Annotated in this window: 20 protein-coding genes; 4 read left to right on the top strand and 16 right to left on the bottom strand. The window is 75.6% G+C overall.

The genetic code is table 11. The features are described 5' to 3' along the window. Positions 1-87: 87 nt before the first annotated feature. The 6 genes from AB0P35_RS00310 to AB0P35_RS00335 all read right to left on the bottom strand — a co-directional run bounded on the left by AB0P35_RS00310 (position 88) and on the right by AB0P35_RS00335 (position 6,589). Entirely contained in the window at positions 88-1,356 is a 1,269-nt protein-coding gene (locus tag AB0P35_RS00310; RefSeq protein ID WP_363504293.1) for an ABC transporter substrate-binding protein, read from the bottom strand. Continuing rightward, positions 1,353-2,504: a branched-chain amino acid ABC transporter permease gene (locus AB0P35_RS00315; RefSeq protein WP_363504949.1), complete on the bottom strand. Its 1,152-nt coding sequence runs from the start codon at positions 2,502-2,504 to the stop codon at positions 1,353-1,355. Before AB0P35_RS00315 ends, AB0P35_RS00310 begins: the two co-directional genes overlap by 4 nt. 1 nt (position 2,505) lies before the next feature. Continuing rightward, a complete protein-coding gene (locus tag AB0P35_RS00320; protein WP_363504296.1) occupies positions 2,506-3,396 on the bottom strand; it encodes a branched-chain amino acid ABC transporter permease in 891 nt (296 codons plus the stop codon). Beyond that, a complete protein-coding gene (locus tag AB0P35_RS00325) occupies positions 3,393-4,163 on the bottom strand; it encodes an ABC transporter ATP-binding protein (protein WP_095875343.1) in 771 nt (256 codons plus the stop codon). Before AB0P35_RS00325 ends, AB0P35_RS00320 begins: the two co-directional genes overlap by 4 nt. After that, a complete protein-coding gene (locus tag AB0P35_RS00330; RefSeq protein WP_363504299.1) occupies positions 4,160-4,978 on the bottom strand; it encodes an ABC transporter ATP-binding protein in 819 nt (272 codons plus the stop codon). Before AB0P35_RS00330 ends, AB0P35_RS00325 begins: the two co-directional genes overlap by 4 nt. A 312-nt stretch (positions 4,979-5,290) precedes the next feature. Continuing rightward, positions 5,291-6,589 carry a helix-turn-helix domain-containing protein gene (locus AB0P35_RS00335; RefSeq protein WP_363504302.1) on the bottom strand — a complete coding sequence of 433 codons (1,299 nt, stop codon included), beginning with the start codon at positions 6,587-6,589 and terminating at the stop codon, positions 5,291-5,293. Between the two features lie 338 nt (positions 6,590-6,927). Here AB0P35_RS00335 and AB0P35_RS00340 point away from each other — a divergent pair, with 338 nt between their 5' ends. Further along, a complete protein-coding gene (locus AB0P35_RS00340; protein WP_095872466.1) occupies positions 6,928-7,335 on the top strand; it encodes an SHOCT domain-containing protein in 408 nt (135 codons plus the stop codon). A gap of 82 nt (positions 7,336-7,417) precedes the next feature. Here the strand turns inward: AB0P35_RS00340 and AB0P35_RS00345 are convergent, their stop codons facing one another. Both AB0P35_RS00345 and AB0P35_RS00350 read right to left on the bottom strand, forming a co-directional pair. Then, entirely contained in the window at positions 7,418-9,301 is a 1,884-nt protein-coding gene (locus tag AB0P35_RS00345) for a M1 family aminopeptidase (protein ID WP_363504305.1), read from the bottom strand. A gap of 193 nt (positions 9,302-9,494) precedes the next feature. Continuing rightward, complete coding sequence (locus AB0P35_RS00350; RefSeq protein ID WP_363504308.1) at positions 9,495-9,950, bottom strand: ATP-binding protein; 456 nt, start codon at positions 9,948-9,950, stop codon at positions 9,495-9,497. 171 nt (positions 9,951-10,121) lie between these two features. Here AB0P35_RS00350 and AB0P35_RS00355 point away from each other — a divergent pair, with 171 nt between their 5' ends. Next, on the top strand, positions 10,122-12,764 hold the full coding sequence (locus AB0P35_RS00355; RefSeq protein ID WP_363504311.1) for a helix-turn-helix transcriptional regulator: 2,643 nt from the start codon (positions 10,122-10,124) through the stop codon (positions 12,762-12,764). A 226-nt stretch (positions 12,765-12,990) separates the two neighbouring features. Here the strand turns inward: AB0P35_RS00355 and AB0P35_RS00360 are convergent, their stop codons facing one another. From AB0P35_RS00360 to AB0P35_RS00370, 3 genes are all read right to left on the bottom strand, one after another. Further along, positions 12,991-13,620 (bottom strand): MBL fold metallo-hydrolase, encoded by a 630-nt coding sequence (locus tag AB0P35_RS00360; RefSeq protein WP_363504314.1) that lies wholly within the window; start codon positions 13,618-13,620, stop codon positions 12,991-12,993. Continuing rightward, complete coding sequence (locus tag AB0P35_RS00365) at positions 13,620-14,705, bottom strand: S-(hydroxymethyl)mycothiol dehydrogenase (protein ID WP_363504317.1); 1,086 nt, start codon at positions 14,703-14,705, stop codon at positions 13,620-13,622. The genes AB0P35_RS00360 and AB0P35_RS00365 overlap by 1 nt, the downstream gene beginning before the upstream one ends. Positions 14,706-14,838: 133 nt before the next feature. Then, the gene (locus AB0P35_RS00370; protein ID WP_363504320.1) at positions 14,839-15,972 is read right to left on the bottom strand and encodes a DUF3103 family protein; all 1,134 of its coding nucleotides are present in this window, start codon (positions 15,970-15,972) and stop codon (positions 14,839-14,841) included. A 409-nt stretch (positions 15,973-16,381) separates the two neighbouring features. Between AB0P35_RS00370 and AB0P35_RS00375 the strand changes: the two genes are divergently transcribed. Further along, the gene (locus AB0P35_RS00375) at positions 16,382-16,714 is read left to right on the top strand and encodes a hypothetical protein (RefSeq protein ID WP_363504323.1); all 333 of its coding nucleotides are present in this window, start codon (positions 16,382-16,384) and stop codon (positions 16,712-16,714) included. A gap of 41 nt (positions 16,715-16,755) precedes the next feature. Here the strand turns inward: AB0P35_RS00375 and AB0P35_RS00380 are convergent, their stop codons facing one another. The 5 genes from AB0P35_RS00380 to AB0P35_RS00400 all read right to left on the bottom strand — a co-directional run bounded on the left by AB0P35_RS00380 (position 16,756) and on the right by AB0P35_RS00400 (position 24,063). Beyond that, positions 16,756-19,572 carry a poly(A) polymerase gene (locus AB0P35_RS00380; protein ID WP_363504326.1) on the bottom strand — a complete coding sequence of 939 codons (2,817 nt, stop codon included), beginning with the start codon at positions 19,570-19,572 and terminating at the stop codon, positions 16,756-16,758. Then, positions 19,572-21,362, bottom strand: a complete 1,791-nt coding sequence (locus AB0P35_RS00385) for an RNA ligase family protein (RefSeq protein ID WP_363504329.1) — start codon at positions 21,360-21,362, stop codon at positions 19,572-19,574. The genes AB0P35_RS00380 and AB0P35_RS00385 overlap by 1 nt, the downstream gene beginning before the upstream one ends. A 95-nt stretch (positions 21,363-21,457) precedes the next feature. After that, positions 21,458-21,988, bottom strand: coding sequence for a hypothetical protein (locus AB0P35_RS00390; protein WP_363504332.1), 531 nt, complete (start codon positions 21,986-21,988; stop codon positions 21,458-21,460). A gap of 45 nt (positions 21,989-22,033) precedes the next feature. Further along, positions 22,034-23,479: an MFS transporter gene (locus tag AB0P35_RS00395; protein WP_363504335.1), complete on the bottom strand. Its 1,446-nt coding sequence runs from the start codon at positions 23,477-23,479 to the stop codon at positions 22,034-22,036. Next, positions 23,476-24,063 (bottom strand): TetR/AcrR family transcriptional regulator, encoded by a 588-nt coding sequence (locus AB0P35_RS00400; RefSeq protein ID WP_363504338.1) that lies wholly within the window; start codon positions 24,061-24,063, stop codon positions 23,476-23,478. The genes AB0P35_RS00395 and AB0P35_RS00400 overlap by 4 nt, the downstream gene beginning before the upstream one ends. Positions 24,064-24,199: 136 nt before the next feature. On the opposite strand from AB0P35_RS00400, the gene AB0P35_RS00405 reads away from it, so the two are divergent. Next, positions 24,200-24,802: an alpha-ketoglutarate-dependent dioxygenase AlkB gene (locus AB0P35_RS00405; RefSeq protein WP_363504341.1), complete on the top strand. Its 603-nt coding sequence runs from the start codon at positions 24,200-24,202 to the stop codon at positions 24,800-24,802. Positions 24,803-24,883 lie beyond the last annotated feature (81 nt).

Genomic DNA, 24,883 nt, shown 5'->3' on the forward strand with positions numbered 1-24,883 from the left:
TCGTGGGAGTCGGCGGACGGCGGGCCGGCCCCGGGGCGGCATTCGCCCCGGGGCCGGGCCCTCACTCTCGGATCCTGCCGGGCGGGCTCAGCCCTTGGGCAGCGGGTAGCCGCGGGTGGCCGCGACCTCGTGGGCCGGCTCGGCGACCACCAGGCCGCCGGTGGCCGACTTGGCGGGCTTGAGGACGAAGGAGCCGTAGGCCGAGGGCTTGGCGGCGTCGGTGAAGTCGAGCGGCACGTCCAGGACGTTGAGGGCCTTCTGGCTACGGTGGGCGGCCACGATGCCCTCCCGGGTGAGGTCCCTCGCGCTGCAGGCGTTGGTCAGCGCCTCGGCGGCGACCTGGGCGGACACCCAGCCGCTGATCACGCCGCTGTCGACCGGCGCGTCCGGGTACTTCGCGCGGTAGTCCTGCACCAGTTGGCGCATCCGGGAGGTGTCGGAGCTGGGTGCGGGGTAGCCGCTGATCAGGTAGAACATCTTCTCCAGGGCGGGCCCGGCGGCGCTGTCCAGCAGCTGGGGGGCGAAGCTGGGCGCGCTGCCGACCACCGGCACGGTGAGGCCCTGGGCGGCGGCCAGCCCGACCAGCGAGGCGGCCTGCTTGGGCCCGGCGCTGACCAGGATCGCCTTCACCCCGGCCTGCTTGAGCGCGGTGACCTGGGCACCGAGGTCGGTGTCGGTCGCCTTGATCTTCTGCTCGACGATGCGGTAACCCTGCTTGTCCGCCGCGTACTTGGAGCCGGCGAGGGCGTTCTCGCCGTACTCGCCCTCGAAGTAGACGTGGCCGATCGCGTCGCCGGCGGTGAGTCCGGCCTTCCGGGTCAGGAAGTCGACCGCGTTGATCATGTCGATGTCGTAGGTGGGGCCGACCACCTGGATGTAGTTCTGGCCGAGCAGGGTGGAGGACCAGCCGAGCGGCAGGGTGAGGATCTTCTTGCCGGCGATCTCCTGCTTGAGCGCGGCGACCACCGGCGAGCCGATCACCTGGGTGAGCATCGCGGAGTCGGGCTCGATCTCGGCGAAGGCGGCGACGCCCTTCTGCACGTCGTAGCCGTGGTCCTTGACCTTGATCTCGACCTTCCGGCCGCAGATGCCGCCGACCTTGTTGGTCTGCTCCACCCACAGCTGCTGGGCGTTGACGATGCTCTTGCCGAGCGAGGCGTAGACGCCGCTGAGGTCGGTGAGGGCGCCGAGGGTGATGGTCGTCTCCGTCACGCCGGGGCCCATCTTCACCCCGTCCCTGCCGACCCGGTCGGAGGAGGTGTCGGTCTTGATGCTGCAGCCGGTCGCGGCGAGTGCGAGGACGGTGAGGGCGGCGGCGGATCTGCGGAGTCTGCGGTCGGTCACGGAATCGGTCACGGGGTCGGCTCCTTGCCGGGCGAGGGACGGGTGGCGGTGCGGGAGACGGGTACGGGGGCGGCCGCCGGGGCTGCGGGGGCGGCGGCCGGGGCCGGCCGCAGGCGGTCGCGGGCCAGGCCCGCCAGTCCGCCCGGGGCGAGGGTGAGGATCAGGACGATCGCGGCGCCGTACAGGTAGCGGGCGGCCTCGCCGGGGGTGGCGCCGAAGGCGTCCGAGCCCGCCGGGGCGATCAGCGGCAGCCGGTCCGCGTACACGGTGAGCACCTGCGGCAGCAGCGAGACCAGGACGGCCGCGGCGGCCGCGCCGCCGACCGAGCCGAGCCCGCCGATGACGATCATCGCGAGGAAGTCGATCGACAGGGCGAGCCCGAAGTGGTCGGGCACCACCCGCTTGAAGGCGAGTGCGGTGAGGGCGCCGCCGGCCCCCGCGTACAGGCAGGAGACGGTGAACGCGGCGCAGCGGTACCGGGCGACCGGCACGCCCATCACGGCGGCCGCCGTGCCGCTGTCCCGGAGTGCGGCCAACGCCCGCCCGGGGCGGCCCTGTTGCAGGTTGCGTGCGGTGAACAGGCCGATCGCGACCAGCGCCAGGCCGAAGTACCAGAGCCGTTCGACGCCGCCGAAGGGCACGCCGAGCACGGCCAGGCCACGCGGTGAGGCGTCGCTGAACGAGAAGCCGAACAGTGTCATCGGCTCGACCGACCGGCCGTTGAAACCGCCGGTGACACTGCGGGAGTTGAGCATCACGTGCTGGCCGAGGAAGACCAGCGCGATGGTGGCGACGCCCAGGTACATGCCGCGCAGCCGGCCGGCGATCGGGCTGAACACCGCGCCCGCGGCGCCGGCCAGCGCGACCGCGAGGACGAAGGCGGGCAGCGGCGGCAGGCCGAGCCCGGTCAGCCGGGTCGGGCCGCTGCCGCCCGTGTCGCCGGAGAGCCAGACGTAGCCGTAGGCGCCGACGGCGAGGAAGAAGGAGTGGCCGAGCGAGAGTTGGCCGGCGGTGCCGGTGAGCAGGCTCAGCCCGATCGCGCCGAGGGCCGCGGCCATTGCGAACAGCCCGCTCTGCAGCCAGAATCCGTCCACGTAGAACGGCAGGGCGAGCAGGACGAGGACCCCGCCGGCGGCCGCCGCGCGGCGACCGGTGAACAGGTCAGACACGGGCGGTCTCCTTCGATCCGAGAAGCCCGGCGGGCCGCACCAGCAGGACGAGCAGCATCACCAGGTAGGGGGCGATGCCGGGCAGGCCCTCGCCGAGTCCGCCGAGCGCGTCCTGGTAGCCGGTGGCGAGGGCGCCGGCCAGGCCGATGGCGAGGCTGCCGGCGAGCGCGCCGGCGGCCGAGTCCATGCCGCCGAGGATCGCCGCGGGGAAGGCGGCGAGGGCGAGTTGGCCGGTGGAGCGGTCCAGGCCGGGGGAGGGGAAGGCGGCGAGGAAGACCACGGCGACGGCGGCGAGCGCGCCAGCCGCGCACCAGGCGGTCAGCCGCATCCGGCCGAGCCGGACGCCCATCAGCGCGGCGGCCTCCTCGTCCGCGGAGGCGGCCCGCATCGCCAGCCCCCAGCGGGTCCAGCGGAAGGCGGCGAAGAACGCGCCGATCAGCGCGACACAGACGGCGATCCCGGCCAGCCGGGCTTCCGCGACGTGCACGCCGCCGATCCGGACCACGGCCGAGCCCCACGGGTCCCCGGTGGCCAGGTAGTCGGCGCCGATCCCGCGGGCCAGCGCGGTCAGCAGCACCAGGTCGGCCCCGATGGTGAGGATGGTGGCGACGTGCGCGCCCGCCCCGCGCACCCCGCGGGCGGTGAGCAGGTGGAGCAGTCCGGAGGCGGCCGCGGCGGTCGCCGCTCCGAGCAGCACGGCGAGCGGGAAGCCGACCGCGGAGTGCGTGGCGGTGATCGTCCAGCCGCCCAGCAGCAGGACGGAGCCGTGCGCGAAGTTCATCACGCCGGAGGCCTTGAAGACGATCGTGAAGCCCAGTGCGACAAGGGCGTACACCGACCCGAGGGCGATGCCGTCGAGCAGTGTCTCGGCGAACCTGGTCATGCGGGTTCCTCCTGTCCGAGGTAGGCGCGGACGACGGCCGGGTCCTGCTGGACGGCCTCGGGCGTGCCGTCGGCGATCCGGCGGCCGAAGTCGAGGACGGTGACGGTGTCGGCGAGCCGCATGACCATCCCCATGTCGTGCTCGACCAGCAGGATCGAGATGCCGAGCGACTCGCGGATCGCGGCCACGGTGCCGGCCATGTCCAGCCGTTCGGTGGGGTTCATGCCGGCCACCGGCTCGTCGAGCAGCAGCAGTCCGGGTTCCGTGCACAGCGCCCGGGCGATCTCCACCCGCTTGCGCAGGCCGTACGGCAGCGGGCCGACGGGCTGGTCGAAGTGCCGGCCGAGGCCGAGGAACTCGGCTATCTCGCGGGCCCGTTCGCGGTGCCGCCGCTGCTCGCGGACGGCCGCGGGCAGCCGCAGCGCGGTGGCGGCGAAGCCGGCCCGGGTGAGCCGGTGCCGGCCGAGCATCAGGTTGTCGGCGACGGTGCCCGCGGTGAGCACGATGTTCTGGAAGGTGCGGGCGACCCCGAGCCCGGCGATCGCGTGCGGCGGCATCCCGGTCAGCTCCCGGCCGTCGTAGTCGACGCTGCCGGAGGCCGCCCGGTACACGCCGGAGAGCACGTTGAAGCAGGTGGACTTGCCGGCGCCGTTCGGGCCGATCAGGGCGTGCACGGTGCCCGGTTCGACGGTGAACGAGACGCCGTCCAGCGCGGTGAGGCCGGCGAACCGCACGGTGAGGTCGCGGACGGTGAGCCGGGCGGTCATGCCGTCCACCGGCTCAGCGCGGGGGCGGCCGGACGGGGGCCGGTGTCCGCCGGCCCGTCCTGCGGGGCCGCGCCGAGGTAGAGCCGGCGGACCTCGTCGCCGGCGGCGAGCTCCTCGGCGGCGCCCTCCAGCCGGACGCGTCCGTTCTCCAGCACGAGCGCGCGGTGCGCGACCGCGAGGGCCATCGCGGTGTTCTGTTCGACCAGCAGCACCGAGGTGCCCTGCCGGTTGATCTCCCGCACGATCCCGCCGATCTGCCGGACCATCCGCGGGGCGAGGCCGAGCGAGGGCTCGTCCAGCAGCAGGACGCGCGGATCCGCCATCAGGGCCCGCCCGATCGCCAGCATCTGCTGTTCGCCGCCGGACATCAGCCCGGCCCGTTGACGGCGGCGCTCGGCCAGCACCGGCAGCAGCGCGAAGACCCGCTCGCGGGCCTCCCGTCGGGTGGCGGCGTCCCGGCGGCCCCGGCCGAGCTCGCCCGCCCGGAGGTTCTCCTCCACCGTGAGGTCGGCGAACACCCGCCGGCCCTCCGGCACCTGGACGACCCCCGCGCGCACCGCAAGGGCCGGGTCGTCGCCGAGTGGCAGGCCGCCGACCGCCACCGTGCCGGCGGTGACCGCGCCCCGGTGCAGGCCGAGGGTGCCGGAGACGGCCCGCAGCAGGGTGCTCTTGCCGGCCCCGTTGGCGCCGAGGACGGCGACGATCCGTCCGGCCGGGAGGTCCAGGGAGACCCCGCGCAGCGCCTGGACGGCGCGCCCGTAGGCGACGTGCAGATTCTCGACGGTGAGCGTGCTCGACCGCTCGGGTGGGCTCATGGTGCTCCTTGCGTCCGAGCACCGGGCCGGCACACACGGGGCCACGGCCGCTCGGGAGGGTGGGAAGCTCGGGCGACGAGGGCGTCTGCCCGGTTCTGGGAGCGGCAGGACACCACGGCGGCCGATCGGCGGTCCATGGCGCGGCGGGCACGTGTTGCGGCTGCACAGTGGGCGGCGGGCCGCGTTGTGAGGTCGACCAGTACCGGCGGCGCGGCGGGCACGCGGGGCCGCGGATCGGGGAGAGTGCGCTGCGGTACCGCCGCCCGGGCATCAGGACGGCCCGGGTGGCGGTACCGGCGGAGGTACCTTCGGTCAGGCCGACAGCAGCCGGTGCGCGTCCAGCGCGAGCGACAACTCGACGAGGGCGCGCGGGTGGTTGAGGCTGCGCCCGCTCAACTGCTCGTAGCGTCGCAGCCGGTTGAGCACGGTGTTGCGGTGGCAGAACAGCCGGGCGCCGGCCCGCTGCGCCGAGCCGGCGCTGTCCAGCCAGGCGGCGAGCGTGCTGAGCATCGACTCGCGGTCCTGGTGGTCGAGCTCGAGGACGGGGCCGAGGGCCCGGTCGACGAGCGCGGAGCCGAAGCCCGGGAGGGAGACGACGAGGGCGGCGGGCAGCCGCTCGTGCAGCAGGGCCACGTCGCCGTCGGCGGTGCAGGTGCGCAGCGCGATGTCGGCGGCGTGCCGGGCGGCGCCGATCTCGCCGAGTTCCTCGACGACGGTGCCGATGCCGACCCGGGCGCCCCGGTGGTGGCCCAGGCAGTCGGCGACGTCGGCGGGTCCGGCGTCGCCGAGCAGCAGCAGGGCGTGCTCGCCGTCGGTGCCGCGGTGCCGGATGATCCGCACGCCCGGTGGCGGGTCGGCGGGCGGCGCGGTCTCGGCGGGGTGCCGGGGCGGTCCGGCCGGTCCGGCCAGCGCGGCGACCGCGTACCGGCCGCGTTCCGGGAGGTCGAGCGCGGCGGCGACGGTGGGCAGGTCGGTGATCCGGGTGGCGCCGTCGAGCAGGGCCTGCACCATGGCGCGGGCGCGTTCGCGGTGCTCGCGGGCGGTCTGGCTCTCGACCAGCCGGTAGGCCTGGGTGATCAGGTCGGAGTGCTCGTCGACGAAGCTCCAGATACCGGCGGCGCTGTGCAGCAGCAGGTGGGCGTGGTCGGGCTCGCGGCGGGTGGCGGTATCCACCAGGCGCCGCCAGACCAGCTCCCCGCCGAGCCGGAAGGCGTGCAGCAGGGCGTCCAATGGGAGTTCGCGCTGCGCGCGGCGGGCGCCGATCTGCCAGGAGCAGAGCCGGGCGGCCTCCCAGGTGCCCGCCGGGTCGAGCAGGGTGCGCACGGAGCTCTCCAGCGAGGTGCGCACCTCCAGCCGCAGCTCCTCGGGGCCGATGGTGGCGGGGTAGGCGGGCTCCCGTTCGCTGATCTGCGCGACGAGTTCGCGGGCCAGCCCGTCGACGTCGCGCAGCAGGTAGGCGGCGGTGCGGCAGAGCAGTTGCTCGGCCTCGGTGTCGGCCCGGGAGCGGACGGGGCGCCGGGCGGGCGGCTCCTCGGGCAGGCCGCGCAGCCGGTGCGGCCGGACGGGGCCAGTCGGTGCGGCGGCGGGCGGAGCCAGGGCGGGTGGTCTCACGGGCGCTCCCTCGTCGACTTAACTAGCGCCGCTAGTCAAAATCATCCGACCGGCCCGCACAAGGACTGCTCCGCCAGGTGGACGCGGTGGGCCGAATCGTGACCGCACGCTTGCCGGGGCGTGACCCGCGGACCGGCCCGCCGCTGCGCCCCCGCGACCCCCGCCGGCTCACGCCGGGCCCTCCGACCGGCCGATACGCCGATGCCGCGGGCGTTGTGCGGTGGTATGACTCGTTCTGTCCCCTGTCCGGACCGGACGGCTGGGGCGGGCGGCGCGGGGGCGCCGCCGTGGACCGACAGCCCGCCGGACGACCGGCGAACGGCTGGGACGGGAGTGCCATGGACGACTACCCGCTGCTCAACCTCTTCTGGACGATGCTGGAGCTCTTCGTCTTCATCCTCTGGTTCTTCCTGCTCTTCAAGATCATCACAGACATCTTCCGCAGCAAGGACATGGGCGGCTGGGGCAAGGCCGGCTGGACGATCTTCGTCATCCTGCTGCCGCTGATCGGCGTGCTGGTCTACCTGATCGCCCGCGGCGGCTCGATGGCCGAGCGCGATCTGGAGCAGGCGCAGCGGACGGACGAGGCGTTCCAGGCGTACGTCCGCCGGGCGACCGCCGAGGGCGGCGGAGGCGGCTCGGGCCAGAGCCACGCGGACCAGCTGACCAAACTCGCCGAACTGAAGACCAGCGGCGCCATCTCCGAGGAGGAGTTCCAGAAGGCGAAGGCGAAACTGCTGGCCTGAGGCTCTTCGTTTCACTCGAACGGCGGAGCACCGGGCGCCCCCTCCGCGGGGGTGCCCGGTGCCATGGGCGGCTGTCCGGCCCTCAGCCCTCGATCCGGTGCTGGCTCCAGAACGAGGTCAGATCGGTGCCGGCCGCGGCCTGCGCCGCCGCCTTGAACTCGGCGGTGGTGCTCACCCCGTACCAGTGCGACTGGGCGTAGTCGTGCAGCAGCGTGCTCATCGCGCTGTCGCCGATCTGCCGCCGCAGGTCGTGCAGGGCGCACTTGCCGTAGGTGTAGACGACGGTGGAGTAGCGCGAGGAGTGCGCGTCCCAGTACGCCATCGAGTCGGTGATCTTCTCGGCCGAGGAGGACCAGGAGACGCTGCTCCAGCAGCCCGACCCGGTCTTGCCGAGCGCCAGGTCGGTGGCGTAGTCGGTGAAGGACTCGTCCAGCCACGGGCTGGTGTACTCGTCGTCGCCGACGATCCCGTAGAACCACTGGTGCGCGATCTCGTGGGTGAGCGCCGTGGTGGAGACCAGGTCGAGCACGAAGCCCGGGTACTCCATGCCGCCGAACCAGAAGCTGTTGTCGATCACCGCGTCCAGCTCGGCGTACGGGTAGGCGCCGAAGCGCTGCGCGTGCGCGTCCACCGCCGACTTCGCGGTGGTCAGCATCGACTGGGCGTCACCGGAGGAGATCCCGCTCACCGAGTAGACGTTGACCTTCACGCCCGCCGACGAGGTGCCGCTGATCTTCGTGAACGGTCCGGCGCCCCAGGCGAAGTCGCGCACCTTGCTCGCGGTCGCCCGGGTGACGGTGCGGCCCGAGCCGCCCGGGGTGTCCACCGAGGTGCCGGTGGCCGGCACCAGCAGCCCGCTCGGGTGGTCGAGGGTCACGTCGAAGTCCGCCGCCAGCGAGTAGAAGGACTCGCCGTTGTTGGTGTACGGGTCGAGGTGCCAGCCCGCGCCGTCCCGGACGGCCAGCACCGGCAGCGCGTTGCCGACGAAGTTGTACGCGCCGTCGTGGCCGAACCGGTCCGCGCCGCTCGGCACCGTGATGCCGAGGTCGAAGCCGACCGTCCCGCTCTGCCCCTGCGCGAGCGGCGCCGGCAGGGTCACCTTCATCGCCGTGCAGGACACCGAGAGCGCGGAGGCGGTGCCGCCGGTGACACCGGTGACGGTGATCGGGGTGCTCGGGCAGCTGCCGTGCGCGTTGTCCCACAGCCGCAGGTACACCTCGGAGAGCGGGGTGGCCGAGGCGTTGGTGAAGGAGACGCTCTCGTGGCCCGTCCAGGACGCGCCGGAGGCGTCGCTGGTGAGCGAGACGGTGTAGGCGGGGGCGGCCGGGGTCCGGGTGCCGTCCGGCGACGGGGTGCCGGTGGGGGAGGGCGTCGGTGTCGGGGTGGGCGTGGGCGTCGGTGTGGGGGTGCCGCCGCCGGAGACGTCCAGGGCGATGTCGTCCAGCACGAAACTGGTCTGCAGCCCGGAGTCCTCGGTGCCGGTGAAGGAGAGCGTCACCGTCCGGCCGGCGAAGGAGGACACGTCGAAGGACTTCTGCAGATAGCCGGGCCGGGCGTCCAGGTTGGACCAACTGGCCAGCGTGGTACCGCCGATGCTCGCGGTGAGCTTGTCGTAGGCGGTGGCGGCGGTGGTCTCGGCGGTGTCCACGTGCAGCCACAGGCTCAGCGTGGCCGAGGTGCAGCCCGTCGGCAGGGTCACCGACTGGGAGAGCGTGTCGGTGTGGGAGGAGCCGTAGCCGTCCAGCCAGGCGAAGGAGCTGCCGCCGTGCGCGGTCTGCCCGCCGCCGCTCGTGATCACCCCGCTCGACGCGGACCAGGGTGAACTACCGGACTCTAAACCGCCGTTGGCGACCACCTGGGCCGGGGTGCAGGCCGCGGTGGCCGTGGCCGGTGCGGCGCTCGCCACCGCGCCGGCGGCTGCGAGCAGCGCGCCCGCGGCAGCCAGGGGGAGAAGGGTGCTTCTCATCGATCCTCTTCGGGTAGGGGACCCTCCCGTGCCGGACGAGGGGTCAACCTGCCCGTACGAGAGGCACGTTGACGACCGACGGGGATCGGGGCCCGCCGGTCGCGAGGCCGAGAGAAGCGTGACAGCCAACCACCCCCTGATTGAAGAGGGCATGCCACAGATTTGGACGGTTCTTTGCGTGCGGCCGGGGCCGCTACAGCGCGATCACGGCCTCGACGAGGGTGCCCTCGGCGGTCCGGACCACGGTGGTGTCCACCGCGAAGGCGTCCACCAGGTCCAGTCCGCGGCCGAACGCGGCGTCCACGTCGGCCGGTTCGCAGCGCGGGGCGGCCCGTTCGCGCCAGCGCCCCCAGTCCCGGACGCGTACCGTGAGGGCGGTGTCGCACACCTCGAAGAGCACCGACACGTCCGCGCTGCCGCTGTGCAGCACCGCGTTGGTCACCAGCTCCGTCACGATCACCGAGAGCGCCTCCGCGACGTCCGCGGAGAGCCGTCGGTTGCGCACCAGCGCCCGCGCGGTGCGGCGCAGCCGCGGCACCGACTCCGGCACGGCCGGCAGTGACACCGAGGCCGTGAGACGGGCGGACCGGGGCGGATCGTCCGGCGCGACGGCCAGGGCGACGGGTCTGGAAGAGATCGAGTTGCTCACGCGGGGCTCCTGCCTGCGCGGTGGGCGGCATCGGCGGCGGCCCCCGCCGACCCACGGGCCGCGAGGCCATGACCCGGACCACGCTGCCCGCATCCTCAAGGTCGCGGCAATCAGTGGAGACTGAAGTACGGATACGCAAAGAACACCGGGCGATCCGGTGAACTCCGACGGGTGGCGGATGTGGACGCACTGAACGAGAACGCGCTGCGGCGCCTGCTGGCCCGGCCCTGGACGGCCGGCGGCGCGGCCCGGCCCGTGCTGCTGCTCGTCGAGGGCGAGGCGGGCACCGGCAAGAGCCGCCTCCTCGACCGGCTGGCCCGCACCGTGCCGGTGCCCGTCCGCACCGACCCGAGGGCCGTCGAACCAGCCGGCGGACCCGCCCTGCTCCTCGTCGACGACGTCCACCGCGCCGACGAGGACCGCCTCGCGGCCCTGCGCGCCCTGCTCGCCGACCCGCCGGCCGGCCTCTCCTGCGTCCTCGCCCACCGGCCCGAGGAACTCGCCGAACCCGGCCTGCCGCTCGGACCGGACACCGAGTACGCCGCCGCACTCACCGTCGTCCGCCATGCACTCGGACCGCTCGGCACCGACGAGATCCGGCAGGCGGCCGCCGCCGCACTCGGCCCCGACCGCTGCCCGCCCGACCTCGCCGACCGGCTGCACCGCGCCACCGGCGGCACCGCCCAGACCGTCGCCGACGTGCTCGACCTGCTCGCCGCCCAGGACGGCCCACCGCCGGCCGCGTTCGCGCCACCGCCCCGGCTCGCCGCCCTCGCCCTGCGCCGCACCGCGGCCCTGCCCCCGCAGCAGCGTGCCGTCGTGCACGCCGCGGCCGTCCTCGACGAGCCCGCCACGGCCGCCGACCTCGCCGAGGTGGCCGGCCTCGCCCCGGACACCGCCCGCACCGCCCTGCAGGCCGCGCTGCGCACCGCCGCCCTGCACGACCACGGCGACGGCCGGTACGGCCTCCGGGCGCCGCTCGCGGCCGCCGCCGTCCGCGAGCGCCTCGCCGGCCCGTACCGGGAGGAGCTGGACGGCCGGGCCGCCGACCTGCTGGTGCGCCGGCAGCCGGTCCCCTGGGAACGGGTCGCCGAACACCGGCGGGCCTGCGGCCGGGAACGCGGCTGGCTGCACGCCGTCGAACGGGCCGCCCGGCGGCACGCCGACAGCGGCGACCTGGAGCGCGCCGTCGCCCTGCTGGAGTCCGCGCTCGCCACCGGCCCGGTGCCCGAGCACGCCCGCTCCCGCCTGGTCACCCTGCTCGCCCGCTCCGCCGTGATGGGCCTGCGCTCCGACCGGACCCTCGCCGTGCTGCAGCACATCGTCGCCGACCGCGGACTCGCGCCCGCCCTGCGCGGCGAGATCCGGCTCGACCTCGGCCTGCTGCTCTGCAACCAGATCGGCCGCTGTACCGAGGGCCTCGCCGAACTGGAACGCGCCGTCGGCGAGCTCCAGGAGCAGCCCGTGCTGCTCGCCCGGGCGATGTCCGCCCTGTCGATGCCGTACTGGCCCGGCGCCCCGCTCGCCGAGAACGTCGCCTGGATCGAGCGCGCGCTCGTCGTCTCCGAACGGGTCGGCGACCCCGTCGTGCAGGCCGCCGTGGCCGCCAACCGGGTCAGCGTGCTGCTCAACATCGGCGACCCCGCCGCCTGGCCGCTCGTCGACGCGCTGCCCCGGGACGGCGAACCCGTCGCCGTCCGCCAGCAGGCCGCCCGCGGCCTGTGCAACGCCGCCGACGCCGCCGTCTGGATCGGTCATTACGACCGCTCCCGCGAACTGCTCGGCGAGGGCGTCGCCCTGGCCGCCCGCAGCGGCGCCTCCTACGCCGAACAGACCGGCCGCGGCTGCACCCTCGTCCTCGACTGGGCGACCGGCCGCTGGGCCGGACTCGCCGGCCGGGCCGGCGCCCTCGTCGCCGAAGCCGGCGACATGCCCTTCATCGCCTCCGACGCCCGGCTCGTCCTCGGCCTGCTCGCCCTCGCCCGCGGCGCCTGGGCGGAGACCGAGGAGTACCTCTCCGGTCCGGACGCCCCGGACCGCGACCACGGACCCGTCCCCCTCTCCGCCGCCGCCTCCGGCGCCCTGATCCGGCTCGCCCTCGCCCGCGAGGACACCGCCGCCGCCGCGGCCGAGGCCGCCCTTGCCTGGGACAGGCTGCGCGCCAAGGGCGTCTGGGCCTGGGCCGCCGAACTCGCCCCCTGGGCCGTCGAGGCCACCGCCCGGGCCGGCGCCGCCGCGGCGGCCCGCGAGATGGCCGCCGAGTTCGCCGCCGGCCTCGACGGCCGGGACGCCCCCTCAGCCGACGCCGCCCTGCACTGGACCAGGGCCGCCCTCGCCGAGGCCACCGGCGACCACGGGGCCGCCCGCACCCACTACGAGCGCGCCGCCGACGGTTACCGGGCGCTGCCGCGCCCGTACCACGCGGCCCTCACCGCGGCGGCGGCCGCCCGCTGCGCCCTCGCGGCCGACGGCGCCGGCCGGGAGGACGCGGTCGAGGTGCTCGCGGAGAGCGCGGCGGCCTTCGAGGCGCTCGGCGCCACCTGGGACGCCGCCCGGACGAGGGCCGAACTGCGCGGTCATAGGCCGCCCGAGGACCGCCGCGGCCCCGGCCGCCCCGCCTACGGGGACCTGCTCTCCCCCCGCGAGGAGGAGGTCGCGCAGCTGGCCGGCGCCGGGATGACCAACCGGGAGATCGCCGCCGCCCTGCACCTGTCCCCGCGGACGGTCGAGCAGCATGTCGCGCGGGCCCTGCAGAAGACCGGCGCACGCTCCCGCCAGCAGCTCACGGCGGTGCCGCGGGCCGCCGCGGATTGATTGCGTATCCGTGGAATCCGGGCTCCGGATTCCGGCCCGCACCCCGGGTGCGGCAGGCTCACGACGGGCGGCGCCGCTCGTGATCCGGACGGCGCCGCACGGGGGTGCCCCGCGACCGCGGCCGGCCCCCGCACGCATGCACGGGAGGCACCGCGGCGGACCATCGCGGCGCCTCCCGTTTCGTCTTCCCCGCTCCCCGTCCTCCTTGCCCTCCGGGCCGGGCCCGTCAGTGCCCGCGGGCGATCCACTCCTCGAGGTACGGGGCCTCGTCGCCGATGGTGGTGGAGTCGCCGTGGCCGGTGCGGACCACGGTCTCCGGGGGGAGGACGAGCAGCCGCCGGTCGATCGAGCGGATGATCGTCGGGAAGTCGGAGAAGGACCGGCCGGTGGCGCCGGGGCCGCCGGCGAAGAGGGTGTCGCCGCTGAAGACCGTGCCGAGGGCGGGCGCGTACAGGCAGACGGCGCCGGGGCTGTGCCCGGGGGTGTGCAGCACGGCCAGCTCGGTGCCGGCGACGGTGAGGGTCTGCGCGTCGGCGAGGTCGGCGTCCGGCTTGCAGCCCGGATGGGTCTGATGCCAGAGCACTGCGTCCTCGGGGTGGAGCAGCACGGGGGCGTTGGTGAGGGCGGCGAGCTCGGGGGCGGCGTTGATGTGGTCGTTGTGCCCGTGGGTGCAGACGATCGCGACCAGCCGCCGGTCGCCGACGGCGTCCGCGACCGCCTCGGCGTCGTGGGCCGGGTCGATGACCAGTACCTGCTCGTCGTCGCCGACCAGCCAGACGTTGTTGTCGACCTGCCAGGTGCCGCCGTCCAGGCTGAACTCGCCCGAGGTGACCAGGTGTTCGATGCGGACGGTCATCAGAACAGCACCACCGATCGCAGGACCTCGCCCTTGTGCATCCGCTCGAAGGCCTGTTCCACGCCGTCCAGCGGAATGGTCTCGCTGACGAAGGCGTTCAGGTCGAGGCGGCCCTGCAGGTAGAGGTCGATCAGCAGCGGGAAGTCCCGGCTCGGCAGGCAGTCGCCGTACCAGGAGGACTTGAGGGCGCCGCCGCGGCCGAAGACGTCCAGCAGCGGCAGGTCCAGCCGCATCTCCGGGGTGGGCACGCCGACCAGCACGACGGTGCCGGCCAGGTCACGGGCGTAGAAGGCCTGCCGGTACGTCTCCGGGCGGCCGACCGCGTCGATGACCACGTCCGCGCCGTGGCCGCCGGTCAGCTCGCGGATCGCCTCGACGGCGTCCGCGGCGGAGGAGTCGACGGTGTGGGTGGCGCCGAGCTTCTGCGCGGCGGCGAGCTTGCGGCCGTCCACGTCGACCGCGATGATCCGGGCCGCGCCAGCCAGCCGGGCGCCGAGCACGGCCGCGCTGCCGACGCCGCCGCAGCCGATCACTGCCACCGAGTCGCCGCGGCCCACCCCGCCGGTGTTGATCGCCGCGCCGAGGCCGGCCATCACGCCGCAGCCCAGCAGGCCGGCCGCGGCGGGGGAGGCGGCCGGGTCGACCTTGGTGCACTGGCCTGCCGCGACCAGGGTCTTCTCGGCGAACGCGCCGATGCCGAGCGCGGGGGAGAGCTCGGTGCCGTCGGTCAGCGTCATCCGCTGCTTCGCGTTGTGGGTGTCGAAGCAGTACCAGGGGCGGCCACGCCGACACGCCCGGCAGCGGCCGCACACCGCACGCCAGTTGAGGATCACGAAGTCGCCCGGGGCGACCTCGGTGACGCCCTCGCCGACCGCCTCCACCACACCCGCGGCCTCGTGGCCGAGCAGGAAGGGGAACTCGTCGTTGATGCCGCCCTCGCGGTAGTGCAGGTCGGTGTGGCACACCCCGCACGCCTGGACCTTCACCACGGCCTCGCCCGGCCCCGGGTCGGGCACCATCACCGTCACCACCTCGACCGGCGCACCCTTGGACCGTGCGATCACACCCCGTACCTGCTGGGCCATCAGAGCAGCACTCCCTCGTCCCTCGTCGTGGGGCCCGGCCGCCCCGCCTCGCGCGGGGCGGCCAGGTGTTCCGTGGACCAATCTATCCGATCTGTCCACATTTCAACGGGAATTGCTGCCGATCCGGGCAGGATCAGAAGGCGGACACCCAGTACGGCGAGACGCTCATCCAGCCGTTGGCGCGGGCGCCGTTCAGCCGGCCCGAGGAGGTCCGGGCGAGGGTGTACCAGGAGTCGACGTAGTCCGGGTCGTCCGTCCACCACTCGGTGGGGATGGCGTCGAGCACGGCGTTCACCAGCGGGATGTACGCGCCCTGGTCGGTGATGGTCAGCAGCACGGCCGCGATGGCCTTGGCGAGCGCCTGGTAGTTGGTGCTGCCGTCCTCCTCCATCAGCACCACGTCGGCCAGGTTGTACTTGTAGTTCGACCAGTTCACCAGGATCTGGTTGGGCCGGTACACGGTGCCGTCGTAGTCCAGGTACGGCATGTCGACCGGGTCGACCCGCACCTTGCCGTCCGTGCCGAAGCCGGTGACCAGGGCGTACATCTCGGCCGCGCCCTTGAACCACGGCTCCTCGTCGTCGGACACCTCGATCGCGTCGATCTTCGTGCCCCACCAGCCGTCCGCGGCGGCGGCCTGCGGCCGTACGGCGGCCGTGCCGCCCAGGGTGCGGCGGAGGATCTCGGCGCCGCCGGCCAGCGCCCGGGTGACGTCGATGTCGACCAGGTATATCGGCTGCTCCGGCACCTCGGCGGCGGCCAGGGTGTGCGCCCGGCCCCGGCTGTCGTACGCGGTGAGGGTGGTCGCCCGGTCGCTCGCCGGGGCGGCCGCGACCCAGGGGGCGGTGCCCGCGTCCAGGGCGGCCCGCATCGACGGGTCGCCGAGCCGCAGCCGCAGCAGCGGGCCGGTCGCGGCGTCCAGGCCCTTGGCGGCGAGGACGCGGGTGTTGCCCTCGGCGACCGAGGCGGCCAGCGTGCGGGCGGCGGCGCCCGGCGTGTGCGCGGCCGCCGCGGCCAGGTCGATCTCGGTACCGCCCCGGGCGGTGGCCCGCAGGCCGTCCCGCCAGGCGGAGTCGCCGAGCGAGGCGGCGACCGCCCGCGCGGTCTCCTCCTCGACGGCCTGGACGGCGGAGTGGGCGGCGGAATGGGCCCGGGCGGGCTGCGGCGGCGACTCGGAACGGGCGCTCGCCGTCTGCGCGGCGGCGCCCATCACCAGGGCGAGGACGGCGCCGACCGCGCCGACCCGCAGGGTGCTGATGGTGCTCAACGGTCCTCCATGGCTGGGTGTGCGGAGTCCGCCCGCCACCCGTGGGCCACGGCAAGTTGACGCTCGTTGGCTTCCGCGTGGGGGCGGTGCTGAGTGAGCGAGGACAGCGAAGCAACCCCGTCGTGCCCGCGTCAAGGCTTCGCGAGCCGATGATCTGACGAACTGTCAGTGTGATGCGGGATGCCGCCCGGAGAGTGTCGAATCCATCATGCCCGCTCGGAGGGGTCCGGCGGTAGGACGGAGAGCACCCCGGTTCGATCTTGTCCGGGCCCCCGTCCGCCCCGCACACTCGACGGACCCACCCCCTCCCACCACGCCGGACTCCCCACGGAGCGCCCCGGCGTGCCCGCCGTGCTGCCCTGACGGCGGGTCGGGCCGAAACGGGGGTGGCGCGAGTGAGGGGGAACGAATGAACCACGACGCGATCGTGCGCGCCCGGGTGGCGCTGCTCGACGTCCGCCGGATGACCCTGCTGCAGCAGGTCACCGCCCACCGGATGCTGGCCGGGGACACTCCGGCCGTCCACCTGCCGAAGCTCTCCCGCACCCTGGTGGAGCTCGCCGAGAGGGAGGTGCTGCTACCGCAGCGGGCCCGACTGGCGCTGCTCGACGAGGCCGTCGCCGCCGCCGAGGCCATGGACGCCGCCGACCGGTACGGCCCGGCGGTGTTGGCGGAGGCCCGGGAGGCGCGCCGCACGTACCTCCGCACCGGGGAACTCCCTCCTCGGGCGGGCGGTCGGTAGCGGATCGGCACCGGGCTGCCGCGCGGTGGGCCGGCGTTCGTTCAGTGCAGGGTCGGCACCCCGCCGCCCTCCGTCCAGGAGACCTCCGTGCCGGGCAGGCCGCGGGTCCAGCGGTCGGTGACGGCGGCGAGGGTGTCGGCGTCGGGCGGGGTGCGGCCGAGGCCGACGGCGAAGGAGGCGGTGGCGGGGCCGGTGGCGAAGGGGCGTGGCCAGGCGTGCGCGTCGGCGACACCGGCTTCGTCGAGGGCGGTGAGCAGGGCGCGCATCCGGCCGCGGACCAGGCCGAGCACCTGCTCGAACTCCTCGGCGCGGCCCGGCCGCACCGTCACCACCGCCCACGCGGCGTGCCGCAGGTGCAGCGGCGGCGGGGTGAGCAGGCCGGGCCGCGGGTCGGCGCCGTCGGTGCTCGCCGTCTCCAGGATCTCCCAGGCGCGGTAGAGCTCCTGGGTGAGCAACTCCCTGCCGCCGGCGGTGACCTGGGCGGTGCAGGAGCGGGCGGGGGCGGTCGGGGTGGCGATCACGACCGGCCCTGCCGGGCCGACGGGCGGGCCGACCGGCTCGCGCCAGTCCCAGGCCGCCCAGCTGCCGAAGAAGTGCCGCAGCAGTTCCTCGCCGTCGAGTTCGGGTGCCTCGCGCACCGTCCGGGCCGTCAGCACGGCCCAGGCCAGGCCGGGCAGGCCGCCGAACGGCGCGGAGTCCAGGCCGCGGGCCTTCGCCCAGGCCTTCACCGTCCGGGTGAGCGCGGCGAATTCGGCGTGCCGCGGGCCGACTTCGGCGAGCAGCGCGTCCGCGTCCGAGACGGCGCTCAGCGCGAGCGCCGCGGCGTCGCCGAGCTCGGTGCGCCGCTCCACCGCATCCGCCGGGCCGAGCCCGCCGGTGGGGACGGCCACCAGGTCGACGTCCAACCCGTCGACCGCGAACCGCAGCCCCGGCACCCGGGCGCCGACCACCTGCCGCAGCCGGACGGCCTCCGGCAGCGCGGCCGCCACCCGGTCGGCGAGCTCCGCCATGTCGGGCTCGCCCGGCAGCGCCGCGACCAGGTCGAGGTCGCCGCCGGGCAGCGCGCAGCCCGTCCGCCGCGACCCGGCCAGGTGCAGCACGCCCTCGCCGAGCGCCTCGGCGAGGCGGCGGCCCGTCCGCTCCGCGACGGCGTCCGGCGCCGGATCGGGCAGCACCGGGGCGGGCTCGGGCAGCAGGCGGAACCCGCCGGTGCCGAGCGAGAGGACGGCCCGCGGGCGCATCGGCCCGTCGCCGCGCCGGGACAGCAGCACCAGCTCGCCGACCTCCGCCTCGGCGGCGGGCAGCCGGGCCGCGCACTCGGCCGCCAGCCGCTGCGGCTCGGCCGTCCGGCCGAGGCTGAGGTGCGGGGTGAAGCCCTCGGACCGGCCGCGGCACAGCGGGAAGCGCTCCAGCAGGGCCCGGTGCAGCGCCTGCCACGGGCCGGCGCCGTCGGCGGCCGGGTCCAGCCACACGGTGGAGCCGCCGCGGTGCCGGAAACTGCGCACCCCCGCCAGCCGGGCGGTGAACGGCGCCACCTCGGCGGCGGCCTCCGCCAGCAGTGGCGCGGCCCGCTCGAAGTCGGCCTCCGGGACGAAGCCGAACAGCACGTTGACGTGCGGCGGCCAGCGGTGGATCTGCGGGTCGTGCTCGGCCCGGACGGCCTGGATCGCCGGCCACAGCCCGTCCGGCGGCAGCCAGGCCAGGGCAGTGCGGACCGACGGCCGGACGTCGAAGACGCCGCCGTCCGCGGCCCCGCCGGGGCCCAGCTCGACCTGCACACCGTAATGGTCCGACGGATGCAGCCCGTCCGCGGTCGGACGGTCGCCGAGCAGCACGGCGGAGACCGCCCGGGGGCCGCCGGGGCGCAGCAGCACCCGGTCCAGCCGGGAGGCCCGGCCGGAGAGCGAGGAGACGGCGGCCAGCGGGTTGGCGCCGGGGTCGAAGGTCGGGGTGTCGTCCTGCGGCCCGTGCACCACGTTCCAGGCGTCCTGCAGCCCGAGGACGGCGGCCGGGCCCGCCGGCCCGCCGCGGCCGTCGTTGAAGTCGCCGACCAGCACCAGGTCGCCGTCGGTACCGGCCAGGCCCTCGGCGATCCGGGCCAGCTCGGCCTGCCGGCGGGCCGGCCCGCCCTCGGTGTGGTCGCTGGTCAGATGGGTGGCGGCCACGGTGAGCGGCCCGGCACCGGTGTCGACGACGACGGCGGCGAGCGCCTTGTGCGGGCCGAGCAGGTGCCGTCCGGCCTCCAGCACGGGGAGTCGGCTGAGCAGCAGCAGGCCGCAGTCGGGCACGTCCCGCCCGCGCGGGTCGGTGCCGACGGTCCACCCGGCCCGCAGCCACGGCTCGCGCAGCAGCAGGTCGACGAGGGCCGGCTCGGCCTCCTGCAGCGCGATCACGTCCGCGTCCGCCCGCTCCAGCGCGGCCAGCAGCAGCGGGCGGCGACGCGCGGTGTCGATCCGCTCGCCGTCGTACCGGTCCCACAGCGTGTTCCAGGTGACCACCCGGACGGTGCCACGGGGCGGGCCGCCGACCGGGCGGTCGGCGGGCCGCCAGGCGGAGCCGTCCCAGGCGTGCGGGACACGGGCGGTGAAGAAGGGGGAGCGCAGCCGACGTCCGTCCCCGGCCCGGCCGGCGGCGGTGGTGTCCAGCCGGTCCGTGCCGGCGGCGCGGTCCCACACCGTCTCGCCGTCGGCCTCCACGGACAGCACCCGGTGCCAGGGAATGTCGCCGCCCGGCGCGAAGCCGTCCAGCGGGAGGCGTTTCGGGTCGGCGCCGCGCTGCTGGACGACCAGCACGAAGCGCGACGGGTCGAACCGGGCGTCCCAGCGGACCCGGTGGTAGATCTCCTCGCTGGTGCGCATCAGGCGTCCTCCCCGCCGATCGTGCCCGCGGTGTCCTCGACGGTGCCGGACGGGCCCACGTACCAGGTGCGGTGCGCCTCGCCCGGGTACGGCGCACCGAACCGCCGCAGCTGCGTCGCGAGCACACCGGACGGGACGGGATGCGGCCGGACGGCGTTGCGCCGGGTCAGCTCCTCCTCGCCGACCAGCAGCACCGCCTGTGTGACCAGCGCGTCGCGGCGCTGCGCCACGGCCCGTACCAGCGAGCGCTGCTGCCGGTTGAGCGAGGTGGCGTCCCACACCACGGTGCCGCCCGCGGCGAGGGCGGCGTCCAGCCGGTCGAGGCCGTCCCGCAGGACGTCCCCGTTGGCCCGCTGGTCGGTGCGGTCGCCGCGCTCCTCGCGCAGGTCGTCCAGCGAGATCCGCGCCGCCACGCCGGGCAGCCGGTCGGCGAAGCAGCTCTTGCCGCTGCCGGACGGGCCGACCAGCTGCACCAGGTGCGGGAAGTCGCCGGAGCGCCAGCGCCAGGCGGCCGCCACCGCGTCGTCGACACCGGTGACCCGGCCGGTGGCGAACGCCTCCCTGGCCTCGGCCCAGCAGCGGTCGGCGGCGTCCCCGCCGAGGCCGGAGAGCGCCTCGCGCAGGCCGGTCCGCAGCGGTGCGAGCGGGGTTTCGACCAGCAGACCGGCGTCCTCGGCGTGCAGCGCCGACCATTCGGCCTGCTCGCGTGCCTCGGCGGCCCCGGCACCTGGTCGCCCGGCCGTCACCGCGCCGGCCACCGCGTGCAGGACGCCGAGGTCGGCGGCGAGTGCCAGCCGGACGAGGCCGGCCCGGCGGTCCTCGTCCGGGTAGGGGCGCTGCAGGGCCGGGTGGAGGCCGACCAGGTCGGCGGTCCGGCGGGCGAGCGGCATGCCGAGCGGCCCGGCGAGCGAGGTGGCCAGCCGGGCCCGGTTGCCGCCGGCCAGGGCAACGGCCAGCACACCGGCCAGCCGGGCGTCGCCGCGCCGGCCCAGGACGTCGAGCCGGGCGGAGACGTCGGCCACGGCCGCCTCGGCGGCGGGCACCCGTTCGGAACCGAGGTCGGCCGGGGCGGGAGCGGCGGGGCCGAGGTCGTCCGGGTCGAGGCCGAGCGCGTCGAGCAGGACGGGCAGGTCGGCGGGTGCCCCGGAGCGGACGGCCCACAGCGCGGCGGCCGGGCCGAGGCCGTTCTCCACGACCGCGGCGTGCATCCAGTGGGTGTCGGTCTGCACGTGGTGCGGGCGCACCCACTTGGCGACGCGCAGGCCGAACTCCTCGCGGGGGAAGCCCTCGACGGTGCGGACGACGTAGCCCTCGACCCGCTCGGTGTCCAACCGCAGGGCCCGTACGGCCCGTTCGTCGAAGACACCGCGCCACAGCACCCGCGGCGCCGGGACGCCGAGCCGCCGCAGGAAGCGGACGGTGTCGTCCCAGCCGAGGCAGTGGTCGGTGCCGTCCCAGACCGAGAATCCGTAGAACCAGCTGTCCAACTCCCGGTAGGCGAGCGAGTGCCGGGCGAAGAGGTTCTCGCCGCAGACCCGCCAGCCGTCCGGTATTGCGGGGCCGATCCGGCCCTGCAGGGCCTTCACCCAGGTCCGTGACGGGTGGTGAGCGGAGTCCAGCGAGCGGGCGTGCAGCCCGTCCCGGTACAGCGTGGTGTTCTCGCCGTCGAGCTTCTCGGTGACCACGACCTCCCGGCCGTGCAGCCCGGCGAGGCCGCCGGAGCGGACGTCGTCCGCGGTGGCCCCCGGCGACCAGGGCAGATGCGGGGTCCGCGGGTAGTGCACGCGCATGATCCGCTCCAGGTCGGGGTGGTGGGGACCCCGTCACTGTAGGAGGCGGCCCCTGCCCGATCCATCCAATTTCGTCGCCCCGCGGGTGGGCCCGGTCAGCTCTCCGGCGGCAGTTCGCCGGTGCCGGGGGTGCGCGGGGCCCAGGTCGGCTCGGCCGCGGCGGTCTTCGGGTCGGTGTCGTTCATCCGGATCTTCCAGCCGTCCTCGCCGCCGATGCCGTCGAGCCGCAGGTGCAGGTCCTTGCGCCGGCCGGTGTCGTGGAAGTAGACGACCACGGTCTGCCGGTCGATCGCGGCGTCGATGAACTCGGCCGTGACGCCGCCCTGCGCGTCCTTGCCGAAGGCCGTCACCCAGATCTTCGCGTTGGCCAGCGCCTCGGTCTTCGACCCGTCGGAGGTGGCCAGCCCCGCCAGCCGTCCGGCGTCGCCGTCGGCCAGCCGCCAGACCGCCTTCTGCACCACCTCCAGCGTGCCGGCCGAAGGGTAGCCCGCGGCGCGCAGCGGCCGGTGCGAGACGTAGTCGTTGACGTAGTCCAACTCGGGGTCGGAGAAAGCGGCGCAGCTGCCGATCAGCAGGGCGAGCGTGGCGGCCGCGGCGAACAGGGCGCTCTTGCGGGTCTGGGTCATCGGTCGGGCTCCCCGGAGAGTCGATCATGCGGCGGCCGCGCCACCCTAGCGGCCCGCCCCCGGCCGCCCCACCGCCGGGACGGGCTCTTCGCCGGGCGCCGTCCCCGGCTCCGGGGGCCCGGCGTGGCGGGGGAGGGCCAGGGCGAACGCCGTGCCGGCCGCGGCGGCGAGGGCGAGTACGGGGAGGGCCGGGCCGATCGCCGCGCCGAAGGCCGGGCCGTCCGGGTGCGCGCCGCCCGCGGCGAGTCCGGCCGCGGTGGTCGCGACGGCCACGCCGAGGGCGGGGCCGATGTTCATCGCGGTCTGCTGGAGGCCGCCGGCCACCCCGGCGTGCGCGGCCGCGGCCCGTTGGACGACCACGGCCGTGGCGGTCACCATCACCGTGCCGAACCCGGCGCCGAGCAGCAGGAACCCGGTGCCGGCGGCGAGCTCCCCGGAGGTCGGCCCCAGCCGGGAGAGCACCAGGATCCCGGCGACGAGCAGGGCGGTCGCCGTCACGACGGTGCGCCGCGGCCCGTACCGGCGCTGCAGCCGGGCCGCCGCCGGTGCGGCGAACACCATCGCGACCGGCAGCGGCAGCGCCCGCAGGCCGGCGGCGAGCGGATCCAGCGCCAGCACCTCCTGCAGGAAGTAGCCGGTCAGGAAGAGCGTCCCGAACAGCGACGCCGACGCGGCGACCAGCACGCCGAGCGAGCCGGCGACGGCGGGGGAGCGCACCAGGTCCAGCGGGACGAGCGGGTTCGCGGTGCGCCGCTGGTGCCGGACGAACCCGGTGGACAGCACCGCGGCCGCGCCGGCCCCGAGCGCGGCGGACACCGTCCACCCGGAGTCGGGCAGCCCGACCAGGGTGTGCACCAGGCAGACCAGGGCCGTGCCGAGCAGCGCCGCGCCGAGCGGGTCGAGCCGGACCGGCGCGGCGTCCGGGCGCACGGCGTCGTCCTGCGGGCGGTGCGCCAGGGCCAGGACGCCGACCACCAGCGCCGGCAGCACGTTGAGCGCGAAGACGGCCCGCCAGCCGAAGGTCGTCACCAGGGCGCCCCCGAGCACCGGGCCGACCGCGGCGGACACACCGATCGCGCTGGTGCGGATCGCGATCGGCCCGGCGAGCCGGTCCGGGGGGTAGGCGGCGCGCAGCATGCCGAGGGTGGCGGGCTGCAGCAGCGCCCCGAACACGCCCTGGACGATCCGCAGGGCGATCACCCAGTCGATGCCGGGGGCCAGCCCGATCCCGGCGGAGGCCGCGCCGAAGCCGAGCGTGCCGAGGGCGAACGTCCGGCGGTGGCCGAGGCGGTCGCCGAGCCGCCCGGCGAGGACGAGCAGGCCCGCGACGGCGATCAGGTAGCCGGTGCTGGTCCACTGCACCTGTGCGAACGAGGCGTGCAGCTCGCGCCGCAGGGTGGGCTGGGCGACGGTCAGCACGGTGCCGTCCAGCGCGACCAGGACGGCGCCGGTGGTGCTCGCCACCAGGGTGAGGGCGGGGCTGCGGCTCACGGCTGCACCGCTTCGAGGTGGGCGTCGAGCGCGGCGGCCAGCAGCTGTTCCACGTCGTCGGAGCCGGTGGCGAGCTGCAGGCTTCCCCAGTCGCGGAGTTGGGCGATGCCGTGCAGGTTGGCCCAGAGTGCGGCGGCGGCGATCTCCGGCGCGGCGCCGGTGCGCGGACGGGCCCGCGCGACCAGGTCCACCAGCATCCCGAACAGCGGCAGGCTGGTCTCGCGCAGGCCCAGCCGGCCGCTGGCCAGCAGGTCGTGGCGGAACATCAGCTCGAACATCCCGCGGTCGGTGCGGGCGAAGTCCAGGTAGACCCGGCAGAGCGCGGTGAGCCGCTGCCGGGGGTCGGCCTGCTCGTCGGCGCCGGCGGTCGCGGCGGTCCGGGCGGCGAGCTCGGCGAAACCCCGGCGGGCGATCGCCGACAGCAGCTCCAGGTGGGTGGGGAAGTACCGCCGCGGCGCGCCGTGCGAGACCCCGGCGCGGCGGGCGATCTCGCGCAGGGTGAGGGCCTGCACGCCCTCGGCGGCCAGCAGCTCGACCCCGGCCTCGATCAGCCGGTCGCGCAGCCCGATGCTCTCCTCGTTCATAGTAGACAGTGTCTACACGATGGCCGTAGACACTGTCTACCGGGTTCGACGGATCGTGATCGTTCACTGCCCGTGCCCCCCGCCGAGCTGGCCGCGGGCCCGGTGGGCTGTCGGTGGCCGGGGCTAGCCTGCGGGCATGGCCGAGAACCCCGAGTGTCCCGCTCCCGTCGGCGTGCCCGGGCTGGTGTGCGTGGACGGCTGGCTCGCCGCGGAGGGCTGCGCCGACCTGCTGGCGCGGATCGACGAGCGGCCCTGGTCTGCACAGCTGCGGCGGCGGGTGCAGCACTACGGCCACCGGTACGACTACGGGCGGCGCGGGCTCGCGGCGGGCCCGGCGGCCGAGCCGGCCCCGCCGCTGCCGGACTGGGCCCTCGGCCTCGCCGCCCGGCTGCTGGACGAGGGGCTGATGGACGGCCCGGCCGAGCAGGTGATCGTCAACGAGTACCGGCCCGGCCAGGGCATCAGCGCCCACGTGGACTGCGTCCCCTGCTTCGGCCCCGTGGTCGCCGCGCTCTCCCTCGGCTCCGCCGCCGTCATGGACTTCACCGACCCGGCGGGCGGCGGCCGGGTGCCGGTACCGCTCACCCCAGGCAGCGTCACCGTGCTCACCGGCCCGGCCCGGTACGTCTGGCGGCACTCGATCGCCGCCCGCCGCAGCGACCCGGGCCCGGCGGGGCGGGTGCCGCGCGGGCGCCGGGTCTCGGTGACCTTCCGCACGCTCGCCGGGCGCCCCACCTGATCCCCCCGCTTCGGAATCACGGCATCCCCGGCTTCGGAACCACCGCACGGCGGACCGACCTGGACCGCTTCGGTCCGATTC

Source organism: Kitasatospora sp. NPDC085879 (assembly GCF_040686255.1).
GTDB lineage: Bacteria > Actinomycetota > Actinomycetes > Streptomycetales > Streptomycetaceae > Kitasatospora.